18 protein-coding genes are annotated in these 20863 nt (G+C 67.3%); 6 read left to right on the forward strand and 12 right to left on the reverse strand.

Annotation, left to right across the window (positions count from 1 at the left end; all coding sequences use genetic code 11):
* Nucleotides 1-108: 108 nt before the first annotated feature.
* From ACGFNJ_RS13045 to ACGFNJ_RS13060, 4 genes are read right to left on the reverse strand one after another with little or no spacing between them, the layout of a single operon-like run.
* The gene (locus ACGFNJ_RS13045; protein WP_393446759.1) at nt 109-2901 is read right to left on the reverse strand and encodes a protein kinase; all 2793 of its coding nucleotides are present in this window, start codon (nt 2899-2901) and stop codon (nt 109-111) included.
* Nucleotides 2898-3734: a hypothetical protein gene (locus ACGFNJ_RS13050; RefSeq protein ID WP_393446761.1), complete on the reverse strand. Its 837-nt coding sequence runs from the start codon at nt 3732-3734 to the stop codon at nt 2898-2900. The genes ACGFNJ_RS13045 and ACGFNJ_RS13050 overlap by 4 nt, the downstream gene beginning before the upstream one ends.
* The gene (locus ACGFNJ_RS13055; protein ID WP_393446763.1) at nt 3731-4078 is read right to left on the reverse strand and encodes a hypothetical protein; all 348 of its coding nucleotides are present in this window, start codon (nt 4076-4078) and stop codon (nt 3731-3733) included. The genes ACGFNJ_RS13050 and ACGFNJ_RS13055 overlap by 4 nt, the downstream gene beginning before the upstream one ends.
* A 25-nt stretch (nt 4079-4103) precedes the next feature.
* Entirely contained in the window at nt 4104-4349 is a 246-nt protein-coding gene (locus ACGFNJ_RS13060; protein WP_393446765.1) for a hypothetical protein, read from the reverse strand.
* A gap of 1061 nt (nt 4350-5410) precedes the next feature.
* Between ACGFNJ_RS13060 and ACGFNJ_RS13065 the strand changes: the two genes are divergently transcribed.
* The 3 genes from ACGFNJ_RS13065 to ACGFNJ_RS13075 all read left to right on the forward strand — a co-directional run bounded on the left by ACGFNJ_RS13065 (nt 5411) and on the right by ACGFNJ_RS13075 (nt 9166).
* The gene (locus ACGFNJ_RS13065) at nt 5411-7708 is read left to right on the forward strand and encodes an FdhF/YdeP family oxidoreductase (RefSeq protein ID WP_393446767.1); all 2298 of its coding nucleotides are present in this window, start codon (nt 5411-5413) and stop codon (nt 7706-7708) included.
* Complete coding sequence (gene fdhD / locus ACGFNJ_RS13070) at nt 7701-8540, forward strand: formate dehydrogenase accessory sulfurtransferase FdhD (RefSeq protein WP_393446769.1); 840 nt, start codon at nt 7701-7703, stop codon at nt 8538-8540. The genes ACGFNJ_RS13065 and fdhD overlap by 8 nt, the downstream gene beginning before the upstream one ends.
* A gap of 71 nt (nt 8541-8611) precedes the next feature.
* The gene (locus ACGFNJ_RS13075) at nt 8612-9166 is read left to right on the forward strand and encodes a hypothetical protein (RefSeq protein ID WP_393446771.1); all 555 of its coding nucleotides are present in this window, start codon (nt 8612-8614) and stop codon (nt 9164-9166) included.
* 215 nt (nt 9167-9381) lie between these two features.
* On the opposite strand, the gene mihF is transcribed toward ACGFNJ_RS13075, so the two are convergent.
* Nucleotides 9382-9696 (reverse strand): integration host factor, actinobacterial type, encoded by a 315-nt coding sequence (gene mihF, locus ACGFNJ_RS13080; protein WP_029895202.1) that lies wholly within the window; start codon nt 9694-9696, stop codon nt 9382-9384.
* Between the two features lie 528 nt (nt 9697-10224).
* Between mihF and ACGFNJ_RS13085 the strand changes: the two genes are divergently transcribed.
* Nucleotides 10225-10602 carry a nuclear transport factor 2 family protein gene (locus ACGFNJ_RS13085; protein WP_393446774.1) on the forward strand — a complete coding sequence of 126 codons (378 nt, stop codon included), beginning with the start codon at nt 10225-10227 and terminating at the stop codon, nt 10600-10602.
* A gap of 151 nt (nt 10603-10753) precedes the next feature.
* Nucleotides 10754-11608 (forward strand): hypothetical protein, encoded by an 855-nt coding sequence (locus tag ACGFNJ_RS13090; RefSeq protein ID WP_393446776.1) that lies wholly within the window; start codon nt 10754-10756, stop codon nt 11606-11608.
* Between the two features lie 85 nt (nt 11609-11693).
* Here the strand turns inward: ACGFNJ_RS13090 and ACGFNJ_RS13095 are convergent, their stop codons facing one another.
* The 7 genes from ACGFNJ_RS13095 to ACGFNJ_RS13125 all read right to left on the reverse strand — a co-directional run bounded on the left by ACGFNJ_RS13095 (nt 11694) and on the right by ACGFNJ_RS13125 (nt 18108).
* On the reverse strand, nt 11694-11972 hold the full coding sequence (locus ACGFNJ_RS13095) for a ribosomal protein L7/L12 (RefSeq protein ID WP_393446778.1): 279 nt from the start codon (nt 11970-11972) through the stop codon (nt 11694-11696).
* A 45-nt stretch (nt 11973-12017) separates the two neighbouring features.
* Nucleotides 12018-12464 (reverse strand): STAS domain-containing protein, encoded by a 447-nt coding sequence (locus ACGFNJ_RS13100; protein ID WP_393446780.1) that lies wholly within the window; start codon nt 12462-12464, stop codon nt 12018-12020.
* Between the two features lie 215 nt (nt 12465-12679).
* The gene (gene clpX, locus ACGFNJ_RS13105; protein WP_014982582.1) at nt 12680-13960 is read right to left on the reverse strand and encodes an ATP-dependent Clp protease ATP-binding subunit ClpX; all 1281 of its coding nucleotides are present in this window, start codon (nt 13958-13960) and stop codon (nt 12680-12682) included.
* Nucleotides 13961-14423: 463 nt separating this feature from the next.
* Nucleotides 14424-15089: an ATP-dependent Clp protease proteolytic subunit gene (locus ACGFNJ_RS13110; protein ID WP_393446782.1), complete on the reverse strand. Its 666-nt coding sequence runs from the start codon at nt 15087-15089 to the stop codon at nt 14424-14426.
* Nucleotides 15090-15157: 68 nt separating this feature from the next.
* Nucleotides 15158-15748 (reverse strand): ATP-dependent Clp protease proteolytic subunit, encoded by a 591-nt coding sequence (locus ACGFNJ_RS13115; RefSeq protein ID WP_393446784.1) that lies wholly within the window; start codon nt 15746-15748, stop codon nt 15158-15160.
* 194 nt (nt 15749-15942) lie between these two features.
* Nucleotides 15943-17343 (reverse strand): trigger factor, encoded by a 1401-nt coding sequence (tig, locus tag ACGFNJ_RS13120; protein WP_393446786.1) that lies wholly within the window; start codon nt 17341-17343, stop codon nt 15943-15945.
* Nucleotides 17344-17526: 183 nt separating this feature from the next.
* The gene (locus tag ACGFNJ_RS13125; protein ID WP_393446788.1) at nt 17527-18108 is read right to left on the reverse strand and encodes an FKBP-type peptidyl-prolyl cis-trans isomerase; all 582 of its coding nucleotides are present in this window, start codon (nt 18106-18108) and stop codon (nt 17527-17529) included.
* 275 nt (nt 18109-18383) lie between these two features.
* Here ACGFNJ_RS13125 and ACGFNJ_RS13130 point away from each other — a divergent pair, with 275 nt between their 5' ends.
* Nucleotides 18384-20852 (forward strand): phosphoketolase, encoded by a 2469-nt coding sequence (locus ACGFNJ_RS13130; RefSeq protein WP_393446790.1) that lies wholly within the window; start codon nt 18384-18386, stop codon nt 20850-20852.
* The last annotated feature ends 11 nt before the right edge of the window (nt 20853-20863 follow it).

Consider the following 20863-nt stretch of genomic DNA (forward strand, 5'->3'; position numbering starts at 1 on the left):
CGCACCGCAGCGGCGATCTCGGCACCGCAGCGGACTCAGCATCGTGGCCGCGGACTCGACATCACAGCAGCAGACTCAGTACCGCAGCGGTCGCGGGCATCGAGGGTGTCAGGAGCGGCGGCGGGCGCGGCGAATGTACCGGCGGCGCTTGCCGATTCGGCGGGCTCCGAGGGCTGCGGCCACGCCGGCGGACGCGGCGAGAACGGCGGATGCGGCGGTGGTGGTCACGGTGGGTGGGCGGGCGAGCAGAATCCAGACGGCTCCGACAACGGCGACGGAGAGCAGGGCAGCGCTGATGGCGAGGCCGATGGTGTTGGCGAAACCACCACGGCCCCTGCGTAAGCGGCGCATGTTCGATTCGAGGTAGGACGCCGCGAAGAGGGCGAGCAGCGCGATACCCGCCGTGGTCGCGGTGGTGGTCGGGCGCTGGACGGCGCGCAGTTCGACCCGTTGAGTGTGGACGGCGGTGCCGTTGCGCAGCAGGACGAGTTCACCGGTCAGCGTGCCTGCCATGACGTACTGGTTGACGGGCGCCGGGAGCACCGCGCTTTGATCGCCTGGCACGAACGGGACGATCTCACCGCCGAGCGGCACGCCGAGCACGGTCACCCGCAGCGAAGCGGCTTGCGCGTCGACCCCGTCGGCCCGCAACGGAATCGGCTTCGTCAGATCGATCTCAATGGGCGTCGTTGCTGGGTCGACACCGCCGAGGGTGACCGTGCCCGGCGCCAGATCGCCGCTGATCGTCGATCCACCGACCCCGACGACGGCGAGCAGCACCGCAGCCACCGCAAGCACCGCAGCGAGCGCGAACGGCACCTTCGCAGAGGAGAAGCTGACGACCTCCTGGATCGGCACCAGATCCCGCCGATCGATCTCGACCAGCAGCGCCCCGTGCTCCGCGATCACCTGCCGTGGTCGCACCCGCGTCACCGCGGGGTGAAATGGCGGTGCGCCCTGACCACGGGTCCGAGAGGACGTCGGTGGACCGGTTCCGGCCGACGGAACGGCCCCTGACGGTCGAGGCCCAGGCGCCATACGGCTGGCAGGCGGTTGCCCACCGCCTGGATACCACTGCACGGTCGGCGGAGCCGTCCCGCTGGCGGGTGGCCGCGTCGCGTCCGAAGGTCGCTGTGCCCCAGTCGAAGACGACGGCGGACCGGGCGCAGACCACGGCACACTCGGCAGCGCAGGTCCGAACAGCGGCGGACTCCCCTCGACCGGCCCTTCTGTGCCCGTTGGCGCAGGCGAAATCCCCTCGCCCGGTGGAGCGGTCGGCGGAGCCATCCGCGAACCAGGCGGGACCACGGCCGAAGGTCGGGACGGCCCGGTCGACGTCCTTCCGGTGGCGGACGGCGGCACGCTCGGAAGAGCAGGCCCGAACGGAGGAGGAGTTGCCTGGCCCTCCGGCGCAGGTCCAGCCGGACCCCACTGCGTCGTCGGCGGGGCGGCATCGAATGGTGGACTCGCCTCCTCAGGCGACCGATCAGGCGCGCTGGACGGCGACGATCCCGAACTCTCCGGCGGTTTGCGAAGAGCTGGCGGCTCTGTCGGTCTCGGCGGGCCGAATACTTCGGTAGCCGACGATGTTTCGTCCCCCGGCGGTCTTGGGACAACTGGCTTGGCCGGAGTCACATCCTGCGCCGGCCCTGGTGGAAAGGTCACAGTCTCGTCGGCAGGGGGAGGTCGATGGCCTTGCTCTCTGGGTGGGCCTGGTTGCACCGGACGGAACGGAGGCGGGGTTTGGTATGCGGCGGGCGGGAGCAGATCGCTTGGGGGCGGGCGGGTTCCGGCATCGGGAAAGGTGGGCGCGGCGTGGAAGGGAGGACCAGGCTGCGGAGTGGGGGCGGTCTGGAAGAGAGGGCCAGGCTGCGGGGTTGGGCCGGACACGGAGCTGGAGCCAGGGTGCACCGGGCGACCAGGGTGAACGACGCGGCCGGGCTGCGGGGTATAGCTGGGATGCGGAGCGTGACGACTGGGCGTCGCGCCGGTGGCGGCCGCGACGATCGTGTCGGCGCCTATGACTGGGATGCCTACGGGCGGTAGCCAGTTCTGCCCCCAGCAGTGCGCGGCTGGTTGAGCCAGCGCGATACCGAAGGCTTCCGCGGTGGGAAAACGGTGGTCCGGGTTGGTGGCCAGGCCGCGCATGACCACTGCGGCAATGGGTTCCGGGATGTTGGGGGCGACTTCGGTGAGCGGTATCGGATCGTCGAAGGCATGTGCGAACAGCATGGCGAGCGGGCCGTCGCCGGGCGGGAACGGCAGCACACCCGAAAGCAGTTGGTACAGCATGGTCGCCAACGCGTAGACGTCGGTGGCGGGGGACAGTTGTTGGCCGCGAGCCTGTTCCGGTGCAATGTAGGAGGGGGTGCCGATGATGTCCCCCGCTTTGGTCATCAAGGTCTCGTCGCCGCCGACGATCTTGGCGATTCCGAAGTCGGTGAGCTTGATCGCGCCGCCCGCAGCGAACATCAGGTTCGCCGGCTTCACGTCGCGGTGCAGGATGTGATGCCGGTGCGCGGCTTCCAGTCCGGCCGCGCACGCGAGGGCGATGGCGACGGCGGTCGCGGAATCGTAACCGTCCGTGGCGAATCGCTCGCCGACCGTGCCGCCAGGCAGGTATTCCATCACCAGCAGGCACAGATCGCCGTGCTCCAAGTAGTCGAAAACCCGCACGACGTGCGGATGATCGATCGCCGCAAGCACCTGAGCCTCGGCGATGAACCGGCGGCGAACCTGGTCGTCGTTGGCGAATTGCGGTGGAATCTGCTTGATGGCGACCGGTCTGCGCAGGCGGCGGTGGGTGCCTGCCAGCACCACTCCGCAGCCGCCCCTGCCGACTTCGGCGCCGATGTCGTAGGCGGGCAACGCCGCCCGCACGCGCTCGCCCTGCTCGGTCACGGTGTCGGCCCTCCGGCCGGGAACCGGTAGGTGTCGGCCGACTCGATGTCGTCCGGGTCGGCGTCGTCGTCGAGGTCGTCCTCGTCCGGTTCCGGTGTCGGCGACGCATACCCGAGGAGGAAGGACACGGCGGCGGCGACACCGGCGAACGCCAACCACAGTCCGGTGTCCGGCACCCACCATCGCGCCACCGACGCGGTGAACGCGAACACCAGCCCGATGCCGAGCCCCGGTGCGAGCATCCGCAGCCCGCGCTGCCACCGATTCGCCGAAAGCCGGTGCCTGGCAACGGCTACCGCAGCATCCGCGAAGGCGAGGGCGGTGAGCACGAACAACGCGATGCCGAACAATCCGTACACCGACCACAGCGAACCGCGCACGTCGGTCACCATCGGAATCGCGGCCACCGCCGCACCGCTCGCACCGTAGACCGCGAGCTCGCCGCCGATGAGCCCGGTCGCCTGCCCCGCCAGCCCGCGCAGCTCGAGCCGATACCGCAGCGACTCGGATTTCCCTGGGGCAATGGTCAATTCGACCGCGGTGGAGTAGGAGAAGAAGCTCAGCCCGAGCACATGCCCGGCGAGCTCGACCTGCCGGATCTGCAGCGGTGCACCGGTGTTGTTGGTCAACGCGATCGCGATCTGCACGGTGCTGCCCGGCTCGAGCCGCATCGGCTGTTGCCCGGACGCAGTCGCGACATCTCGCCCATCGATGTTCGCGGTCATGTCCACGCCGTCAGGTCGAGCGCCCGCCTGCGCCGCCGTCCACAGGAGCACCAGTAACAGCAGCACCGGCCAGACAGCGTGCCCGATACCGTTGGCTCGAGCTGTCATTCGCCCCTCCGCGCTGGTAGATGCGAGACGAGGCGGTGGCCGTAATACCAGCTGCCGAGCACGAGGAAGAACAGAATCACGGTCAGCGTCGAGGTGCCTGCCCCGATGCTGCCGACGAGCACCACATCCAGCGGCGCAACCAAGGTCCGGCCGCACTTGGCCTGCACCTCGTGCCTGCCGACGTCGACGGCGCCGGTGGCCAAGGGCACCTCGAACGCGCCGTCCGCTCCGGCTGTGGTCTTGCCGAGCGCGACGTTCCCGATGGCGATCTGTACCGGTGCCTGCGGATCGCAACCGTGGCCGGTGGCCGTGACGCCGGCGCCGGGACTGACCGCCGATGGCATGAGATCCAATGCGGCGGGCCGTAATTCAGGTGGCGCCTGCGGCGGCGCGGGAGCTGAGGGCAACACCACCGGGGTCCGCGGCGGCACAACGACATCCGGCCTGTTCGGTGGTGGCGGAGGCGGCGGGGTCACGACCGGCGGGGGCGTCGTCGGCACTTCCGTCGGCCGCTGCGGTGTCGTCGGTACCGAGGTGACGGGCGGTTCGGTGGACGTCGGCGGAGTCGTCGTCGGCGGAGTCGTCGGACAGGTCGGCCCATCCGACCAGCCACACGGATCAGGCAGTCTGGGCAGCGGCGGCAAGGGAATGGTCGGGCCGAGCGTTTGGTCTTGCGGCGCAGGCACATCCCGTGAGCCATTGTCCGACGGAACAGGTGGCGGCGGCTGCGCGGGAACAGGCGATACGGGCCCGTCCCTGGTCCCACCGCCGTCCTGTGGCGGCGGAGGCGCCGGTTGCTGCGGAGCAGGCGACACCGGCCCGTCCCGCGTCCCACCACCGTCCTGCGGCGGCGGAGGCGACGGACTCGTCGGCTGCCGCACAGGAACCGGCGACACCGGCCGATCCGCGGCCCCCGCGCCCGCTGCCGACTCGACGACATCCGGTAATGGCACTGGCGGTGCCGCCTCCGCAGCCGGCGGAGGAAGCGGCGCCCGTTCGTCGCGGATCGCCGCGTCCTCGTGTGTAGGCGGCGCGGGGCCGTCGGGAACAACCTCTTGCACAGGCGCAGACACGAGCCCTTCGGGCGCAACCTCTTGCGAAGGCGTAGGCACGGGCCCCTCGGGCGCAACACCATCGCTCGGTATGCCGGAGGGCTGCGCCTGTGTAACCGGGGGTGGCGTCGGCGGCGCCGAGGTCGGTCCACCCGAGCTGGATTGTGGCGAAAAGGCAATCACCGCAACCACATAGAGGATTCCGAGCGCGGCGGTGGACAGGCGATTCACGCGGCGAGACATCACCTGCCGGCGCGCTGCGTCGGCACGCTTCGTAGCTGGTGCGAGCGTCCCCATCGGCTGTGCCCTTGCTAGGCGTGCGATCCCTTGCATCGTAATGCTCTGTGCGCCAGCGTGGAGCCAACTCCGGCTTGCCCGCTTCTGGCAATTACCCAGCAAGGCAACGCTCGCGCGGGGTGCCGCGACCGTCGACGGCGTGGCGCACATGTCCGCTCGTGCGCCGCGGCGCACCCGATCCGTCGATCCGCCCTCGCGACGCGCCGACCGTTAGGGTCGGCGTGGAGCAGCGCGCATGTTCCGCACCCGTGGCGTCCCGAGTGCATACCATCGAAGTAGCTGGTCCACCACCCGACTCAGACACCGCGAAAGAGGACAATAAAAGCCATGCACCGTAACGGGCCGACCCAGGACATCGACGAGTCCGCGCTATCCGTGACCGCGCCGAAGGAGCAGGCCGCCGGGGTTACCGCGGTGGCGGTGTCGTTGACGCGCGCGGTCGGCGAGATGGGCGTGATCCGGACGGCCCGCACCCTGGCCAGGGTGAATCAGGTGCACGGCTTCGACTGCCCCGGTTGCGCGTGGCCGGAGCCGACCGGGCATCGCCGCCCGGCCGAGTTCTGTGAGAACGGCGCGAAGGCGGTCGCCGAGGAGGCGACGCTGCGCACGGTCACCCCGGAGTTCTTCGCCGCGCACTCGGTCGACGAGCTGGCGGGCAAGTCGGGGTATTGGCTCGGCCAGCAGGGCAGGTTGACGCATCCGATGGTGTTGCGTCCCGGCGCCACCCACTACACCCCTATCGCATGGGACGACGCGTACCGACTGGTCGCGGATCATTTGGGCGCGTTGGCTTCTCCCGACGAGGCCGTCTTCTACACATCCGGTCGCACCAGCAACGAGACCGCCTTCCTCTACCAGCTGCTCGTCCGCGCGTTCGGCACCAACAACCTGCCCGACTGTTCGAACATGTGCCACGAATCCTCGGGCGCCGCCCTGGTCAGCTCGATCGGCATCGGCAAGGGTTCGGTCTCGATCGACGATTTCGCGGCCGCGGACCTGATCATCGTCGCGGGCCAGAACCCTGGCACCAACCATCCGCGGATGCTGAGCGCGCTGGCGAATGCCAAGGAACAGGGCGCCAAGATCGTCGCGATCAACCCGCTGCCCGAGACCGGCCTGCTCGGCTTCCGCGATCCGCAGACGGTCAAGGGTTTCACCAGCGGCGTGTCCATCGCCGACGATTTCCTGCAGATCCGGCTCGGCGGCGACATGGCGTTGTTCCAGGCACTCGGCAGACTGCTGTTCGAGGCGGAGGATCGCGCGCCGGGCACCGTGGTGGACCGCGAGTTCGTCGACGCACACTGCGCCGGTTTCGCCGAGTACGAAAAGCAGGTGCGCGCAGTCGATTTCGACACGGTGCTGGAGGCGACCGGCCTGACCATGGCCGAACTCGAGCGCACCGCACGGCGGATGACCGAGTCGAAGAACATCATCATCTGCTGGGCCATGGGCCTTACCCAGCAGGTGCACGGTGTCGCCACCATCGAGGAGGCGACGAACCTGCTGCTGTTGCGCGGCATGATCGGCAAGCCTGGCGCTGGTGTCTGTCCGGTGCGCGGGCATTCGAACGTGCAGGGCGACCGCACCATGGGCATCTGGGAGAAGATGCCCGAGCCGTTCCTCGCCGCGCTTGACCAGGAATTCGGCATTGTCAGCCCGCGCAAGCACGGCTTCGACACGGTCGATGCCATCCGCGCGATGCGCGACGGCCGGGCGTCGGTGTTCTTCGGGATGGGCGGCAATTTCGTCTCGGCCACCCCCGACACCGAGGTGACCGAGGCGGCGCTGCGCACGTGCGCACTGACCGTGCAGGTTTCCACGAAACTCAACCGCAGCCATGTCGTACACGGCAGCACCGCGCTCATCCTGCCCACCCTCGGCCGCACCGACAAGGACCTGCGCGACGGCGTGAAACAGCAGGTTTCGGTGGAGGATTCGATGTCGATGGTGCACCTGTCCACCGGTCGGCTCGACCCGGTGAGCAAGTACCTACGCAGCGAGGTCGCGATCGTCTGCGATCTCGCGCTGACCCTGTTCGGCGCCGATCACCCGGTCCCGTGGGCCACCTTCCGGCGCGACTACGACACCATCCGCGACGCGATCTCCCGGGTAGTGCCCGGCTGCGCGGACTACAACACCAGGGTGCGGGCCCGCAACGGTTTCGTCCTGCCGCATCCGCCGCGCGACAGCCGCGAATTCCGCACCAGCACCGGCAAAGCCAACTTCGCGGTGAACGAGCTGCACTGGACCCCGGTCCCGGCGGGCAGGCTGATCCTGCAGACGCTGCGCAGCCACGACCAGTACAACACCACCATCTACGGCCTGGACGACCGTTACCGCGGCGTGCACGGCGGCCGCAAGGTGGTGCTGGTGCATCCCGACGACATCACCGAACTCGGCTTCGCGGAAAACGATCTCGTCGACGTGATCTCGGAGTGGACCGACGGTACCGAGCGCAGCGTCGAGGGTTTCCGGCTCATCGGCTACCCGACCCCACGCGGCAACGCGGCGGCCTACTACCCCGAGACCAATCCCCTTGTCCCGCTTGACCATGTCGCGGCCCGCTCGAATACCCCTGTGTCCAAGTCCGTCACCATCAGACTGCAACGAGCCTCCCATGAGTAGAGTCACCGCCCGCCGCAGAATGCGCAGGATCTCGCCGCAGGGTGAGATCCAGCGCCCCGACACCCTGGCCGTCGAAGAGCCGCTGGAGATCCGGATCGGCGGTCAGTCACTGACCGTCACCATGCGCACGCCGGGCAACGACGTCGACTTGGTGCACGGATTTCTCTTGAGCGAGGCCATGATCGGCGCCGCCGAGGAGATCATGGCGGCCCGCTACTGCGCGGGCGCCGACGAGGACGGCCGCAACACCTACAACGTCCTCGACCTCACGCTACGCAACCCGGTGCAGGTGCGGCCCCGCAATTTCATGACCACCGGCGCCTGCGGGCTGTGCGGCAAAACCGCACTCGACGAGGTGCGGACCCGCACCCGGTTCCCGATCGCGGGCGGCGGGCCGGTGGTGGACACCCCGGTGCTCGCCGGCATGCCGGATACGTTGCGCGGCAAGCAAACCCTGTTCGAGGCGACCGGCGGCCTGCACGGGGCCGGCTTGTTCACCGCCGACGGCGAGGTGCTCGCGGTGCGCGAGGACATCGGCAGGCACAACGCCGTGGACAAGGTGATCGGCTGGGCGCTGCGGCAAAACCTGATCCCCGCACGGGATCTGGTGCTGATCGTGAGCGGGCGCGCCTCGTTCGAACTGGTACAGAAGGCGGTGATGGCGGGCATTCCGATGCTCGGCGCCGTCTCGGCGCCCAGTTCACTCGCGGTCGATCTCGCCGCCGAAGCGGGCCTCACCCTGGCCGGTTTCTTGCGCGGCGAGACGATGAACGTCTACACGCACCCGGATCGGATCAGCACCGCGCCGACCGCCGACTCGTTGCCTGCCTGAACGTTCCTTGCCTGTCACCGCGTGTCCGACTTACCGTGACAGCACGTGATCGGAGGGGAACGGAGAGACCGATGCGGATTTCAGTAGAGGGCACCCAGGAGGGACTGCGGGTGCGGATGCGCTTCGAACAGTACCGCCGCCGCCTGCTCGCCACCCGAATCATCTTGGCGGTCTTGGCCGTTCAGGGCGCCGTCGTCGGCCTGTGGGCGACCGTCGCGCCGCACTCCTGGTACACCAGCTTCCCCGGTTTCGGCATGCGGTGGATCTCGGTGGACGGCCCCTACAACCATCATCTGGCCGGCGATGTCGGCGCTTTCTTCCTCGCGCTGACCGCGGTGACGATCGCCGCGCTCGTCCTCAACGGCACTGCTGTCGCGCGCGTCGCAGGCATCGGCTGGCTGACGTTCAGCGTGCCGCACGTCGTCTATCACGCCTTCCACCGCCCTGCCGAGCAGAGCACGGTCAGCTTCACGATCAGCGTGGTCAGCGCGGCCCTGCTGGTCGCACTCGGCCTCGCCGCGGTCCTGCTGCCCCCGCGCGGCGACATTCCGCTGACGGACCCGAACCCGATCAACGTCCGGTTCCCGCGCCGTCGACCGGCGGGTGCGCCGCGTCGACGCGACTGACCACCCCGGAGCGCAGCGCCCACGGCGCACATGGGCCCCTGTGCACACGACAACGCCCCACAGCCCGTCTCGGCGCTGTGGGGCGTTTGCATGTCTGTGCGGCTGGGGGCTGAACTACGCCGTTGGGACCGCGAGCAGGCGGTCCTTCGCGAGGCACAGCCACGCCACCGACGTGAGGGTTCGATCCCCGGTCACGCTCTGATCTCTAGCGCCCGTCAGTCCTTCAGGGCGTCGAGCAGTGCCGCACGCTGACGCGCGCCGAGCCCGCCGATCCGGCGATCCTCCGGGATCTCCGCCTGATCCATCAGCTTGGCGGCCTTCACCGGTCCGACACCCGGCAGCGCCTTGATCACGGCGGCCACCTTGGTCTTCTTGACCAGCTCATCAGAGTCGGCCTTCTTGAGCAGGTCGGCCACCGAAACCTTGCCCGCCTTCACCTTGCCGATCAGTTCGGAGCGCGCCTTGCGGACCGCTGCCGCTTTGGCCAACGCTTCAGTGCGCTGCTCCGCGGTCATGGTAGGCAGTGCCATGTCTCCTCCGCTTCCACTCGTCACTCGAACATCTGGTTGACCGGACCGAGTAAACAGCACTTCACCGGCAGCGCAAGGCCGACACACCGGGATCGACTCGGTGGAGTTAGCGATGAGTTTCCTGGATCGGTCCCGTCGAAACCAGTAATCAGCGGACGAAACGGACGAAAAGAATCCTTTGGCGGGCCGCAAAGAAGTCGTAACACCGATGCCGGTCTCCGCGACAAATCCAACGAAAGCATCAGCGCGGGATGAAGGTTCAACGGTGAACCACGGGGGATCAATGACGATTCCCGGCAGCGGGCGCGAGCGGTTTTCCGGTCGTCACCGTGTCCCCTTGTGCGGATGTTTTCCACAAAAGAACGACTGCGGGGGCATGCCAACTTTCGGGGGGACTTGCCAGCGGCGCGAACCACGTCGATCGCCGCGGTCTGCGCAACGACAGCGCGGAACCGATCCTTGACCGCCCCCGCAGGCGGGCTGCTAGGGTGCCGAATTAGAACAGGTTTCACTTCGGCAGGAGTTCGGATGACCAAGCAGATCCGCGATGTGGTCGAGCAGTACGTCAAGCTGGTCGGCTCAGGCCCGACCGAGGCGATCGTCGACCTCTACGCGCCCGACGCGACCGTCGAGGATCCCGTCGGCACCCCGGTCCGCCGCGGCCACGACGCCATCCGCGAGTTCTACGACATCATCGCCGCGCTCGACCGCGAGACCGCGCTGAATCCGGAAACCGTGCGCATCGCAGGCACCGAGGCGGCCTTCCAGTTCACCATCGTCACCAGGGCAGGCGGGCACCGTTTCACCCTGTCGCCGATCGACGTGATGGAGTTCGACGAGGCGGGCAAGATCACCCGCATGCGCGCCTTCTGGAGCCAGGACGACATGCGCAGCGAGGCGGAATAACCTCCTGTCACCGCATGCCGGGTGCAACGAGGCTCACGCGGGCTATCATCTACCCGGTCACCGTGCCACCGCCAGGCGGCCGGTGCCCGAGTAGTCCCAGTTCGCACCGCGATCAGTCGAGTCTCGTTCCGCCCACCAAGTTTGGAGCCGCATGCCCGACGAACATCCCATCGACGATGTCGCGCAGCTGGCGCTGCGCGTGGAGCGGGCCCGCGGGCGCCTCGCGTATCAATACGATCCGGCGCTGACCGACGCGCTGTCGGAAGCCGAGTTGATCGAGGAACGCGAACTGGCCGAACGCATTCGAGAGCAGGACCGCGGCCAGCGCTGGAAGCAGGCCGAGGCCATGGCCGCGGCCGCCGACCGCGCACGGCACACCAGCGAGTCGATCGAGAAGGCCGACATTCGCGATGTGCTGATGGCGCGCAAGGCGATTGCCGCACAGCGCCGCGAATCGAGCCCACACGCGCAGCTAGCCTCGCTATACCAGCACCGCACCTGGTCGTTACGCGCGCTCGCCGCGGTCGTCGTCGCAGGCATGCTGTGGTCGGCGGTCAACGTGCAGCACAACATCGCGCCCGGCGGCCCGACCGATCCGCTGTACTGGTTCAGCTATCTCGTCGAGGCGATGATCAGCGTGTGCCTGGTGATCATCATGATCGGCACGAGCAAGGTCGTCGAGTGGGGCGTGCAGCTCAGCCGCAGCCAGGTACTGATGGCCGAATTCGCTTTGCTCGCACTGACAATCGGCCTCAACACCTACCCGCACGTCCGTGACCAGCGTTGGTTCGACGCGGGCGTGCACGGCGTTGCTCCCGCCATGATCGGCGTCGCCCTGCTCATCCACGACGCCGCGAGCACCCGCTACGACCGCGCCATCACCCGCGCCACTCTCGAAATCCAGGACCGCAGGCACCCCATGACGGGCACCCCGCCGGAAGCCACCGAACGCGACCGCGATCTGTCCGGTCTCTTCGGCCGCAACCCGTCCAACTCCCGAATCTGAGCACTCCCCCGGAAACCCGCCCGCGTGACGAACGCGGGCGGCGCTGCCGCTGGAACAGCCTGCGGCACGGTCGGATACGGAGCTTTCAGTACGGATAGCGGTGTTCCACCGCGTCTTTCGCTTCCTTGAGCCCGGCGCCGGTCAGTTCGCGGTAGCGCTTGATGGCTTGAATCTTCTTGCCCTGAGCCATGAGTTCGTCGACTTCGGCGAAGCTGCCTGCCCCCGAATGCGCGGCGGCCGGCGCGGGCTTGATCGGGACGACGGGAAGCGCGGGAAGTTGCTGGATCCCGAAGTGGTCGAGAAGCACGTCGACCTTGACGTTCAGGGCGTCGATCTTCCGCTCGAGGCGGCGGCGGGCAAACATGATCGAATCGTAGTGACCGCCACCGCTTCTCGTCAGCTGTGGGGATCAGGCGGCGTCCAGGACGGCGTCGGCGAGATTGGCCGCGGTGTCGAAATCGGCCGCCTCACCAGCGACTTCGAGGAGCCGGTCGACGCAGCGGGGGCCGGTGACCAGGCGGACGCGGCGGTCGGTGTGCCCGGCCCAGGTGCGTGCCTCGATCAGCACGTGCAGACCGGCAACGCCGAAGAACGTCACCTGCGAGAGATCGATGACCACGAGTGGAGCCGCGGTGTTCAGCGACCCGATCAGCCGAGAGCGGAACAGGTCGGCGGTGTAGAAGTCCACCTCACCTGCTAGGGCGCACAACGTGACGGCATCGCTCGGGGCGGTGATGGAAACGCTGAGTCGATCCGCCGGGTCGGGCCTGCTTGGCGCCGCACGCCCGAGCGGCAGCGGGGCCGGTCTCGACGGGATACCCATCAGTGCTGCGGGGGAAGTCAGAGTGGTCGACATGAGGACCTCGGTCCTGTCGCGCGCGGCCCCATGAACTCGATGGCCGGCAATGCGTTTCGCTCCGACGCAGCTAGGCGTCCAGAACTGGGCTGTCTACTCAACCTTGAAGGAGGGGTACCCCGTTCGACAGGTCTCCACACCTACCAAAAGAAGCCACTGCATCAGCAGTGGCTTCTTTTGGTAATTCAGTGTGGTCGAGAACTTGGTGGGGTCGGTTACGCCGACTTCTCCCGGCGCTCCGTCCGCTGCGCCTTCCGCGGCACGATGGTCGGCAGCACGTTCTCGGTGACGGTATCCGAGTCGACGACCACCTTGGCGACATCGTCGCGGCTGGGGATGTCGTACATCACCGGCAGCAGGACTTCCTCCATGATGGCGCGCAGGCCGCGAGCGCCGGTGCCACGCAGGATGGCCTGATCGGCGATCGCTTCGAGCGCGTCGGTGGTGAACTCGAGGTCGACCCCGTCCATCTCGAACAGCCGGATGTACTGCTTGACCAGCGCATTCTTCGGCTCGGAGAGGATCTTGACCAACGATTCCTTGTCCAGGTTGGTCACCGAGGCGACCACAGGGAGACGGCCGATGAACTCGGGGATCAGACCGAACTTGATCAGATCCTCCGGCATCACCTCGGCGAAGTGATCGGTGGTGTCGACCTCGGCCTTGGACCGAACCTCGGCGCCGAAACCGATGCCGCGGTGCCCGGTGCGATCGGAGACGATCTTCTCCAGGCCCGCGAATGCACCGGCCACGATGAAGAGCACGTTGGTGGTGTCGATCTGGATGAACTCCTGGTGCGGATGCTTGCGCCCGCCCTGCGGCGGCACGCTCGCCTGCGTGCCCTCCAGGATCTTCAGCAGCGCCTGTTGCACGCCCTCACCGGAGACATCGCGGGTGATCGACGGGTTCTCGCTCTTGCGGGCGATCTTGTCGACCTCGTCGATGTAGATGATGCCGGTCTCGGCGCGCTTCACGTCGTAGTCGGCGGCCTGGATCAGCTTGAGCAGGATGTTCTCGACATCCTCGCCGACATACCCGGCCTCGGTCAGCGCGGTCGCGTCGGCGATGGCAAACGGCACGTTCAGCATCTTGGCCAGCGTCTGCGCGAGGTAGGTCTTGCCGCAGCCGGTCGGGCCGAGCATCAGAATGTTCGACTTGGTGAGCTCGACGACCTCGCCGCGGCTGTCGCGGCCCTTGTCGCCCGCCTGGATGCGCTTGTAGTGGTTGTACACGGCCACGGCGAGGGTGCGCTTGGCAGTGTCCTGCCCGATCACGTAGTTCTCCAGGAAGTCCCGGATCTCGGCGGGCTTGGGCAACTCATCGAGCTTGACCTCGCTGGACTCGGCGAGCTCCTCCTCGATGATCTCGTTGCATAGATCGATGCACTCGTCGCAGATGTACACCCCTGGTCCCGCAATGAGCTTCTTGACCTGCTTCTGGCTCTTTCCGCAGAACGAGCACTTCAGCAGATCGCCGCCATCTCCGATGCGCGCCATCTCGTGGGTCCCTACTTCCTTGTCCGCGTGCAACCGTCTGTCCAGGTTGCCAGTTATCTGCCGCCCTCGGGCGTGGTCGCAAACGCGTCGACCGGTTCCGTGTATGGCGCAGTGCTGTCAACCGGGAGCAAAGGTCCCTAGGTTGACCGTACCTGGTGTGTGCGATGGAGGTCGACAACTCGAGCATGTTTCTCGGCCGGGTTGTGCGAGTTCTCACGGCACCGGAGCGCGTTCTGTCTGTTCGACGGCCTTGGTCGTGCTCCGGCCGCTTATTCATCGACGCCTACTCCCTAAGTGTTTCCGGAGCGGGCGTGTCCTCGATAGCGGTCCGGCCGGGCAGCATGCCACTGGCATACGTCCCGGCCGGATTTCCCTGGGGTACAGCAACGTGAGAGCGAATCACCGCCGGGCGAGGCAATCCGCCCCGTCGTTTCCGGCTACCCGAAAACGACGGGTCGATGCCTTACTTTTGGGCGCTGAGCTTGCGGTAGTCGAACACCGTGTCGATGATCCCGTAATCCTTGGCCTCCTCGGCCGTCAGGATCTTGTCGCGGTCGGTGTCCTTGCGGATGGTGTCCGCGTCCTTGCCGGTGTGCCTGGCCAGCGTGGTCTCCATCAGGCGACGCATGCGCTCGATCTCGGCGGCCTGGATCTCGAGGTCGGAGACCTGACCCTGGATGCCACCCTCCAGCGACGGCTGGTGGATCAGCACGCGGGCGTTGGGCAGGCAGGCACGCTTGCCGGGGGTGCCCGCGGCGAGCAGCACCGCGGCGGCGGAAGCAGCCTGGCCGAGGCAGACGGTCGCGACATCGGCGCGCACGTACTGCATGGTGTCGTAGATGGCCATCAGCGAGGTGAACGAGCCACCGGGCGAGTTGATGTACATGGTGATGTCGCGGTCGGGGTCGAGCGACTCGAGCACGAGCAGCTGCGCCATGACATCGTTCGCGGAGGCGTCGTCGACCTGAACGCCGAGGAAGATGATGCGCTCCTCGAACAGCTTGTTGTACGGGTTCGACTCCTTGACGCCGAAGCTCGAGTGCTCGATGAACGACGGCAGGATGTAGCGCGACTGCGGGCTCTGCGGCGCCGTGCCGCCGAGTGCGCGTGGGTCAAACTGGTTGGCCATCTTGGTCTCCAAAGTCTGTGTGAGGAAGCGGCTGCTGCGCTGGAACGGACGAAGAGTCCGGATGGCGCCTAGTCGTTGCCTACGCCGTTGGTCTGGTTCGCGTGGCTGATCACGCGGTCGATGAAGCCGTACTCCAACGCCTGCTGAGCAGTGAACCAGCGGTCGCGGTCGGCGTCGATGGTGACCTGTTCGACGGACTTGCCGGTGTGGTGCGCCTGCAACTCGTTGAGTTCACGCTTGGTGTGCGCGAACTGCTCGGCCATGATCGCGATATCCGCGGCGGAACCGCCGATACCCGCCGACGGCTGGTGCATCATGATCCGCGCGTGCGGCAGGGCGAAACGCTTGCCCTTGGTGCCCGCGGTGAGCAGGAACTGGCCCATCGACGCGGCCAGGCCCATGCCGTAGGTGGCGATATCGCACTCGGCGAACTGCATGGTGTCGTAGATCGCCATACCGGCGGTGACCGAGCCACCCGGCGAGTTGATGTAGAGCGCAATGTCCTTGGTCGGATCCTCCGCGGTCAGCAGCAGGATCTGCGCGCAGATCTTGTTCGCGATGTCGTCGTCTACCTGCGTGCCGAGAAAGATGATGCGATTACTGAGCAGTCGCTCGTAGACCGAATCGCTGAGGTTGAGACCAGTAGTCGCGGACGCCATAGCGATCCCTGCCTGGTTACTTGTCACGGATACCTGCCTTCTCATACCGGCTCGCTGGCCGACGGCCATCTCTGGTTCGTTGTCACAAACATTAACGAAGCAGGGCGGCACCGAACTCCCGGTACCGCCCTACTTCGCTCACAGCGCAATCAGCCCTGTTCCGGGCCTTGACTCGCGCTGGTTTTCCATAGAAATTATTCGGCCTTCGCCGCGGCGGTCTCGGTCGACTCGATCTCAGCCGCGTCGTCGGCCTCGACCTCGGGAGCGGAATCCTCAGGCGCACCGAACATTTCGGCGGTGTCGACGGTGTTGCCCGCGGAGTCGGTCACCGTGACCTTGCCGACCACACCGGCGAGCGCCTTGCCACGACGGACGTCGGCGAAGATCGCGCCGAGCTGACCGGCCTGCTGCACCTGCTGGATGAACTGCTCCGGCGACAGGCCGTAGCGCTGCGACTGGAACAGAATCCGCTCGGTGAGCTCTTCCTGGCCGACCTGGGTGTTGTCCGCCTCGGCGATGGCGTCGAGCAGCAGCTGGGTCTTCACCGACTTCTCGGCGGACTCCTTGGCGTCCTTGTCGAACTCTTCCCGGCTGGAGCCCTGCGCCTCGAGCGCCTCGGCCAGCTTGGCCTCGTCGTGGTCGAAGCCGTGCACCGCGTCGTGGGTGACGGCGTCGATCTCGGCCTGCACGACCGCCTCGGGCAGCGGCACGTCGACCTGCTCGAGCAGCGTCTCCAGCACCTTGTCGCGGATCTCGCCTGCCTGCTGCACCTTCTTGCTGCGCTCGACCCGGGTGCGCAGGTCGTCCTTCAGCTCGTCGAGGGTGTCGAATTCGCTTGCCAGCTGGGCGAAGTCGTCATCGGCCGCAGGCAGCTCGCGCTCCTTGACGGACTGCACGGTGACGGTGATAACGGCTTCCTTGCCTGCGTGCTCGCCCGCGACCAGGTTCGAGGTGAAGTCCTTCGACTCCCCCGCGGCCAGGCCGATCAGCGCCTCGTCCAGACCCTCGATCAGCTGGCCGGAGCCGACCTCGTGGGACAGACCTGTGGTGGCCGCCTCGGGGACGTCCTCGCCGTCCACGGTGGCCGACAGGTCGATCGAGACGAAGTCGCCGTCCTGGACCGGACGCTCGACACCGGTGAGGGTGCCGAAGCGCTGGCGCAGCGACTGCAGCTGCTCGTCGATGTCCTCGTCGCCGATGGTGAACGCGTCGACGGTGACCGCGATATCGCCGTAGGCCGGCAGGGTGATCTCCGGGCGGACGTCGACCTCGGCGGTGAAGGCGAGCTCTTCGCCGTCCTCGATCTTGGTGATCTCGATCTCGGGCTGGCCGATGACCTTCACCTCTGCGGTGCTGACGGCCTCGCTGTAGCGGCCGGGCAGCACGTCGTTGACGACCTGCTCCAGGATCGCGCCGCGGCCGAGGCGGGCCTCGATCAGCTTGGCCGGTGCCTTGCCCGGACGGAAGCCGGGGATCTTGACCTGCTTGGCCAGTGCCTTGTACGCGCGCTCGAAGTCCGGCTTCAGTTCCTCGAAGGGCACCTCGACATTGATCCGGACCCGGGTCGGGCTCAGCTGCTCGACGGTGCTCTTCACGGACATGCTCCTTGTTCGTCGTCTGTTCTGGTTGAGACGCAATCCCCCATCGCCCCGGACTCGCTCCGGGAACCCCGGCACCCGCCGGGTGGCGAGGGACGCGGCGTACGCATCCCGACCAGGTTAGTAGACCGGGCCGGGCGGGCTGCACTCGGCCGCTGTAGTTCCGGCCGCGACGGCGTCCTACTTTCCGACCGCGACCGCGTCGGTGACGAACACCAGCGTCTCGTTCGGCGCGATGCCACGGCCGCCCGCGCCGTAGCCGAGGTCCGGCGGCACGATCAGCAGCCTGCGCGCGCCCTGCTGGACGCCGACCAGACCCTGATCCCACCCCGGAATGACCTGGCCCGCGCCGAGGGTGAGCTGGAACGGCTTGCCGCGATCGAAGGAGCTGTCCAGCTTCTGCTTGTTGGACCAGGTGACCAGCGCGTAGTTCATGGTCAGCGGCTGGCCGCTCGCGGCGCCGGGCCCGCTGCCGGGGGTCAGGTCCTTGGTGATCAGTTGCTTGGGCGGGTCGCAGTTGTCGGGAATGGTGATCTTCGGGGCAGCGCCGAAATCGCCGCTCACGCCGATGTCCTCCGCGGTGCATTCCCGGCCCTTGCTCTGGGTCGGAGCGCCCGGTGTCGGCGCGACGGGCTTCGCGGGCGACGCGGAAGCGGTCGAAGTGGGGGTCGAGGCCGCCTTGTCGTCCGAGCCACAGGCGACCAGAGTGAACGCCGCGGCGGCCATGGTGCCGATCCCGATAATCCTGCCGAGTGTGTGCATGCGGCGGACCCTAGACCACCGGAGGCCGCCAGGCTCGACAGGACCATCATGGGTGTCGTGCGGCTCGTAGTGACCGCGTCGGGGATTCGAAGGTCACCGATTGTTTCCAGACCGTCGTGCGGCGCGCCGACCGCCCGCGGAACGGGACAGAGATCGGTAGGCTGACCGGGAATTCTCCGTCCGGAGTGGGCGATTGGTCCGGGGCAGCAGCACCCGATGCCGACGATCACTGCGGCGCCGCGTCCGATGTTCCCGAGCGTGAGGAGGGTCGGCACATGACCCACATGGCAAGCGCAGGTGGCGATACTTCGGCCGACAATGTCGAAAGCACCGATGGTCAGACCGTCGCGCCCAAGCCATACCGGCTGGCCGAGGTCGCGGGGCCGTTGGATCCCGACGAGCTGGTGTCGATCGACGCCTGGTGGCGAGCCGCGAACTACCTGGCCGTCGGGCAGATCTACCTCATGGCGAATCCGCTACTGCGCGAACCACTTCGGGCCGAACACATCAAACCGCGACTGCTCGGTCATTTCGGCACCGTCCCAGGCCTGAATCTCGTGTGGACGCACGCCAATCGAGCGATCCGACAACGCGGCCTCGACGCGGTCTTCGTAGCGGGACCGGGACACGGCGGGCCTGGCCCGAACGCGTGCGCATGGCTGGAAGGCACGTATTCCGAGCTGTACAGCCATATTCCGCAGGACGCGGCCGGGATGAGCGCGCTGTTCGCGCAGTTCTCCTTCCCCGGCGGGGTGCCGAGTCACTGCGCGCCGGAGACGCCTGGGTCGTTCCACGAGGGCGGTGAGCTCGGCTACTCGCTGCTGCATGCCTTCGGCGCGGCGCTGGATCAGCCGAACCTGACGGTGTTCTGCGTGGTCGGCGACGGAGAGGCGGAGACAGGCCCACTGGCCACCAGCTGGCATGGCAACAAGTTCATCAACCCGGCACGCGACGGGGCGGTGCTGCCGATCCTCGCGCTGAACGAGTACAAGATCGCCAATCCCACCATCCTTGCCCGTATTCCACAGTCGGAACTGGTTGCGCTGCTACGTGGCAACGGATACGAGGCGATCATCGTCGCGGGCGACGAACCCGCGGCGGTGCATCAAGCGATGGCGGTCGCGATGGACACCTGTTTGGAACGGATCGCGCAGATTCAGCGGGCAGCGCGCAGCGGAGCCGACGGAACACGCCCGGTATGGCCGATGATCGTGCTACGCACCCCGAAGGGGTGGACCTGCCCGCCGATCGTGGACGGCCACCAGGTCGAGGGTACGTTCCGCGCACACCAGGTGCCGTTGCCTGCCGCGCGCTCAGACGCGAATCATCGTGCGGTACTGGAAAAGTGGCTGCGCTCTTATCGCCCGGAGGAGTTGTTCGACGAGCACGGGCGGCCGGTATCGGAGCTGCTGTACCAGGTACCCGAAGGCGATCAGCGGATGAGCGCCAACCCGGTGGCCAACGGCGGCACGCTGGTTCGCGACCTGGTCCTGCCGGACTGGCGCGATTTCGGCGTCGAGGTCACCGAACCCGGTGTGACACAGCACGAGGCGACCAGGGTGCTCGGCGGCTGGTTGCGTGAGGTCACCAGGCACAACCCGGACAACTTCCTCACCTTCGCACCCGACGAGCTGGCCAGCAACCGGCTGCAGGACATCCTCGAGGTGACCGGCCGCGACTGGCAAGCCGAGATCGGGCCGCACGACGAGAAACTCGACCGCACCGGCCGGGTGATCGAAGTGCTGTCCGAGCACATGTGCCAAGGCCTGCTGGAGGGCTATCTGCTCACCGGCAGGCACGGGGTGTTCACCTGCTACGAGGCGTTCATCCACATCGTCGACGCCATGTTCAACCAGCACGCCAAGTGGCTCGACGCCAGCGCGGCGGTGCCGTGGCGGCGGCCCATCGCGAGCCTCAATTACCTGCTCTCGTCCCATGTTTGGCGGCAGGACCACAACGGGTTCACCCATCAGGACCCCGGCTTCCTCGACGTGGTGCTGAACAAGAAACCGTCGATCGTGCGGGTGTATCTGCCGCCGGACGCGAACACGTTGCTGTCCACCTACGACCACTGCCTGCGCTCACGGCACTACGTCAATGTCGTGGTGGCAGGCAAACAACCTCAGGCGGACTGGCTTTCGGTGCACGACGCCGCCGAGCACTGTGCGCGCGGTATCGGCATCTGGGACTGGGCCGGACACAACGACGAGCTCGGCACCATCCCGGACGTCGTGCTCGCCTGCGCCGGTGACGTGCCGACGCTGGAAACCCTTGCCGCTGCGGCAATTCTGCGAGAACGCCTGCCGGAGTTGCGAATTCGAGTGCTCAACGTGGTCGATCTGATGCGGCTGCAACCGCAGGACGAACATCCGCACGGCCTGCCGGACAGCGAGTTCGACACCCTGTTCACCCACGACCGTCCGGTGATCTTCGCCTTCCACGGTTACCCGTGGTTGGTGCATCGACTCACCTACCGCCGCACCAACCATGCCGGACTGCATGTGCGCGGCTACAAAGAGCGCGGCACCACCACAACGCCGTTCGACATGGTGATGCTCAACGACCTGGATCGGTATCACCTGGTGATGGACGTCATCGATCGGGTGCCGAGCCTGGGTGAACGGGCCGCCGGGTTGCGCCAGGAGATGGTGGACGCACGGTGGACGGCGCGCGCATGGACCAGAACGCACGGCGAGGACATCCCCGAGGTCGCCGACTGGCGTTGGCCATATCCGAGTGCGTAGGCGGCGCCACC

The organism is Nocardia sp. NPDC049149, from assembly GCF_043197455.1.
GTDB lineage: Bacteria > Actinomycetota > Actinomycetes > Mycobacteriales > Mycobacteriaceae > Nocardia.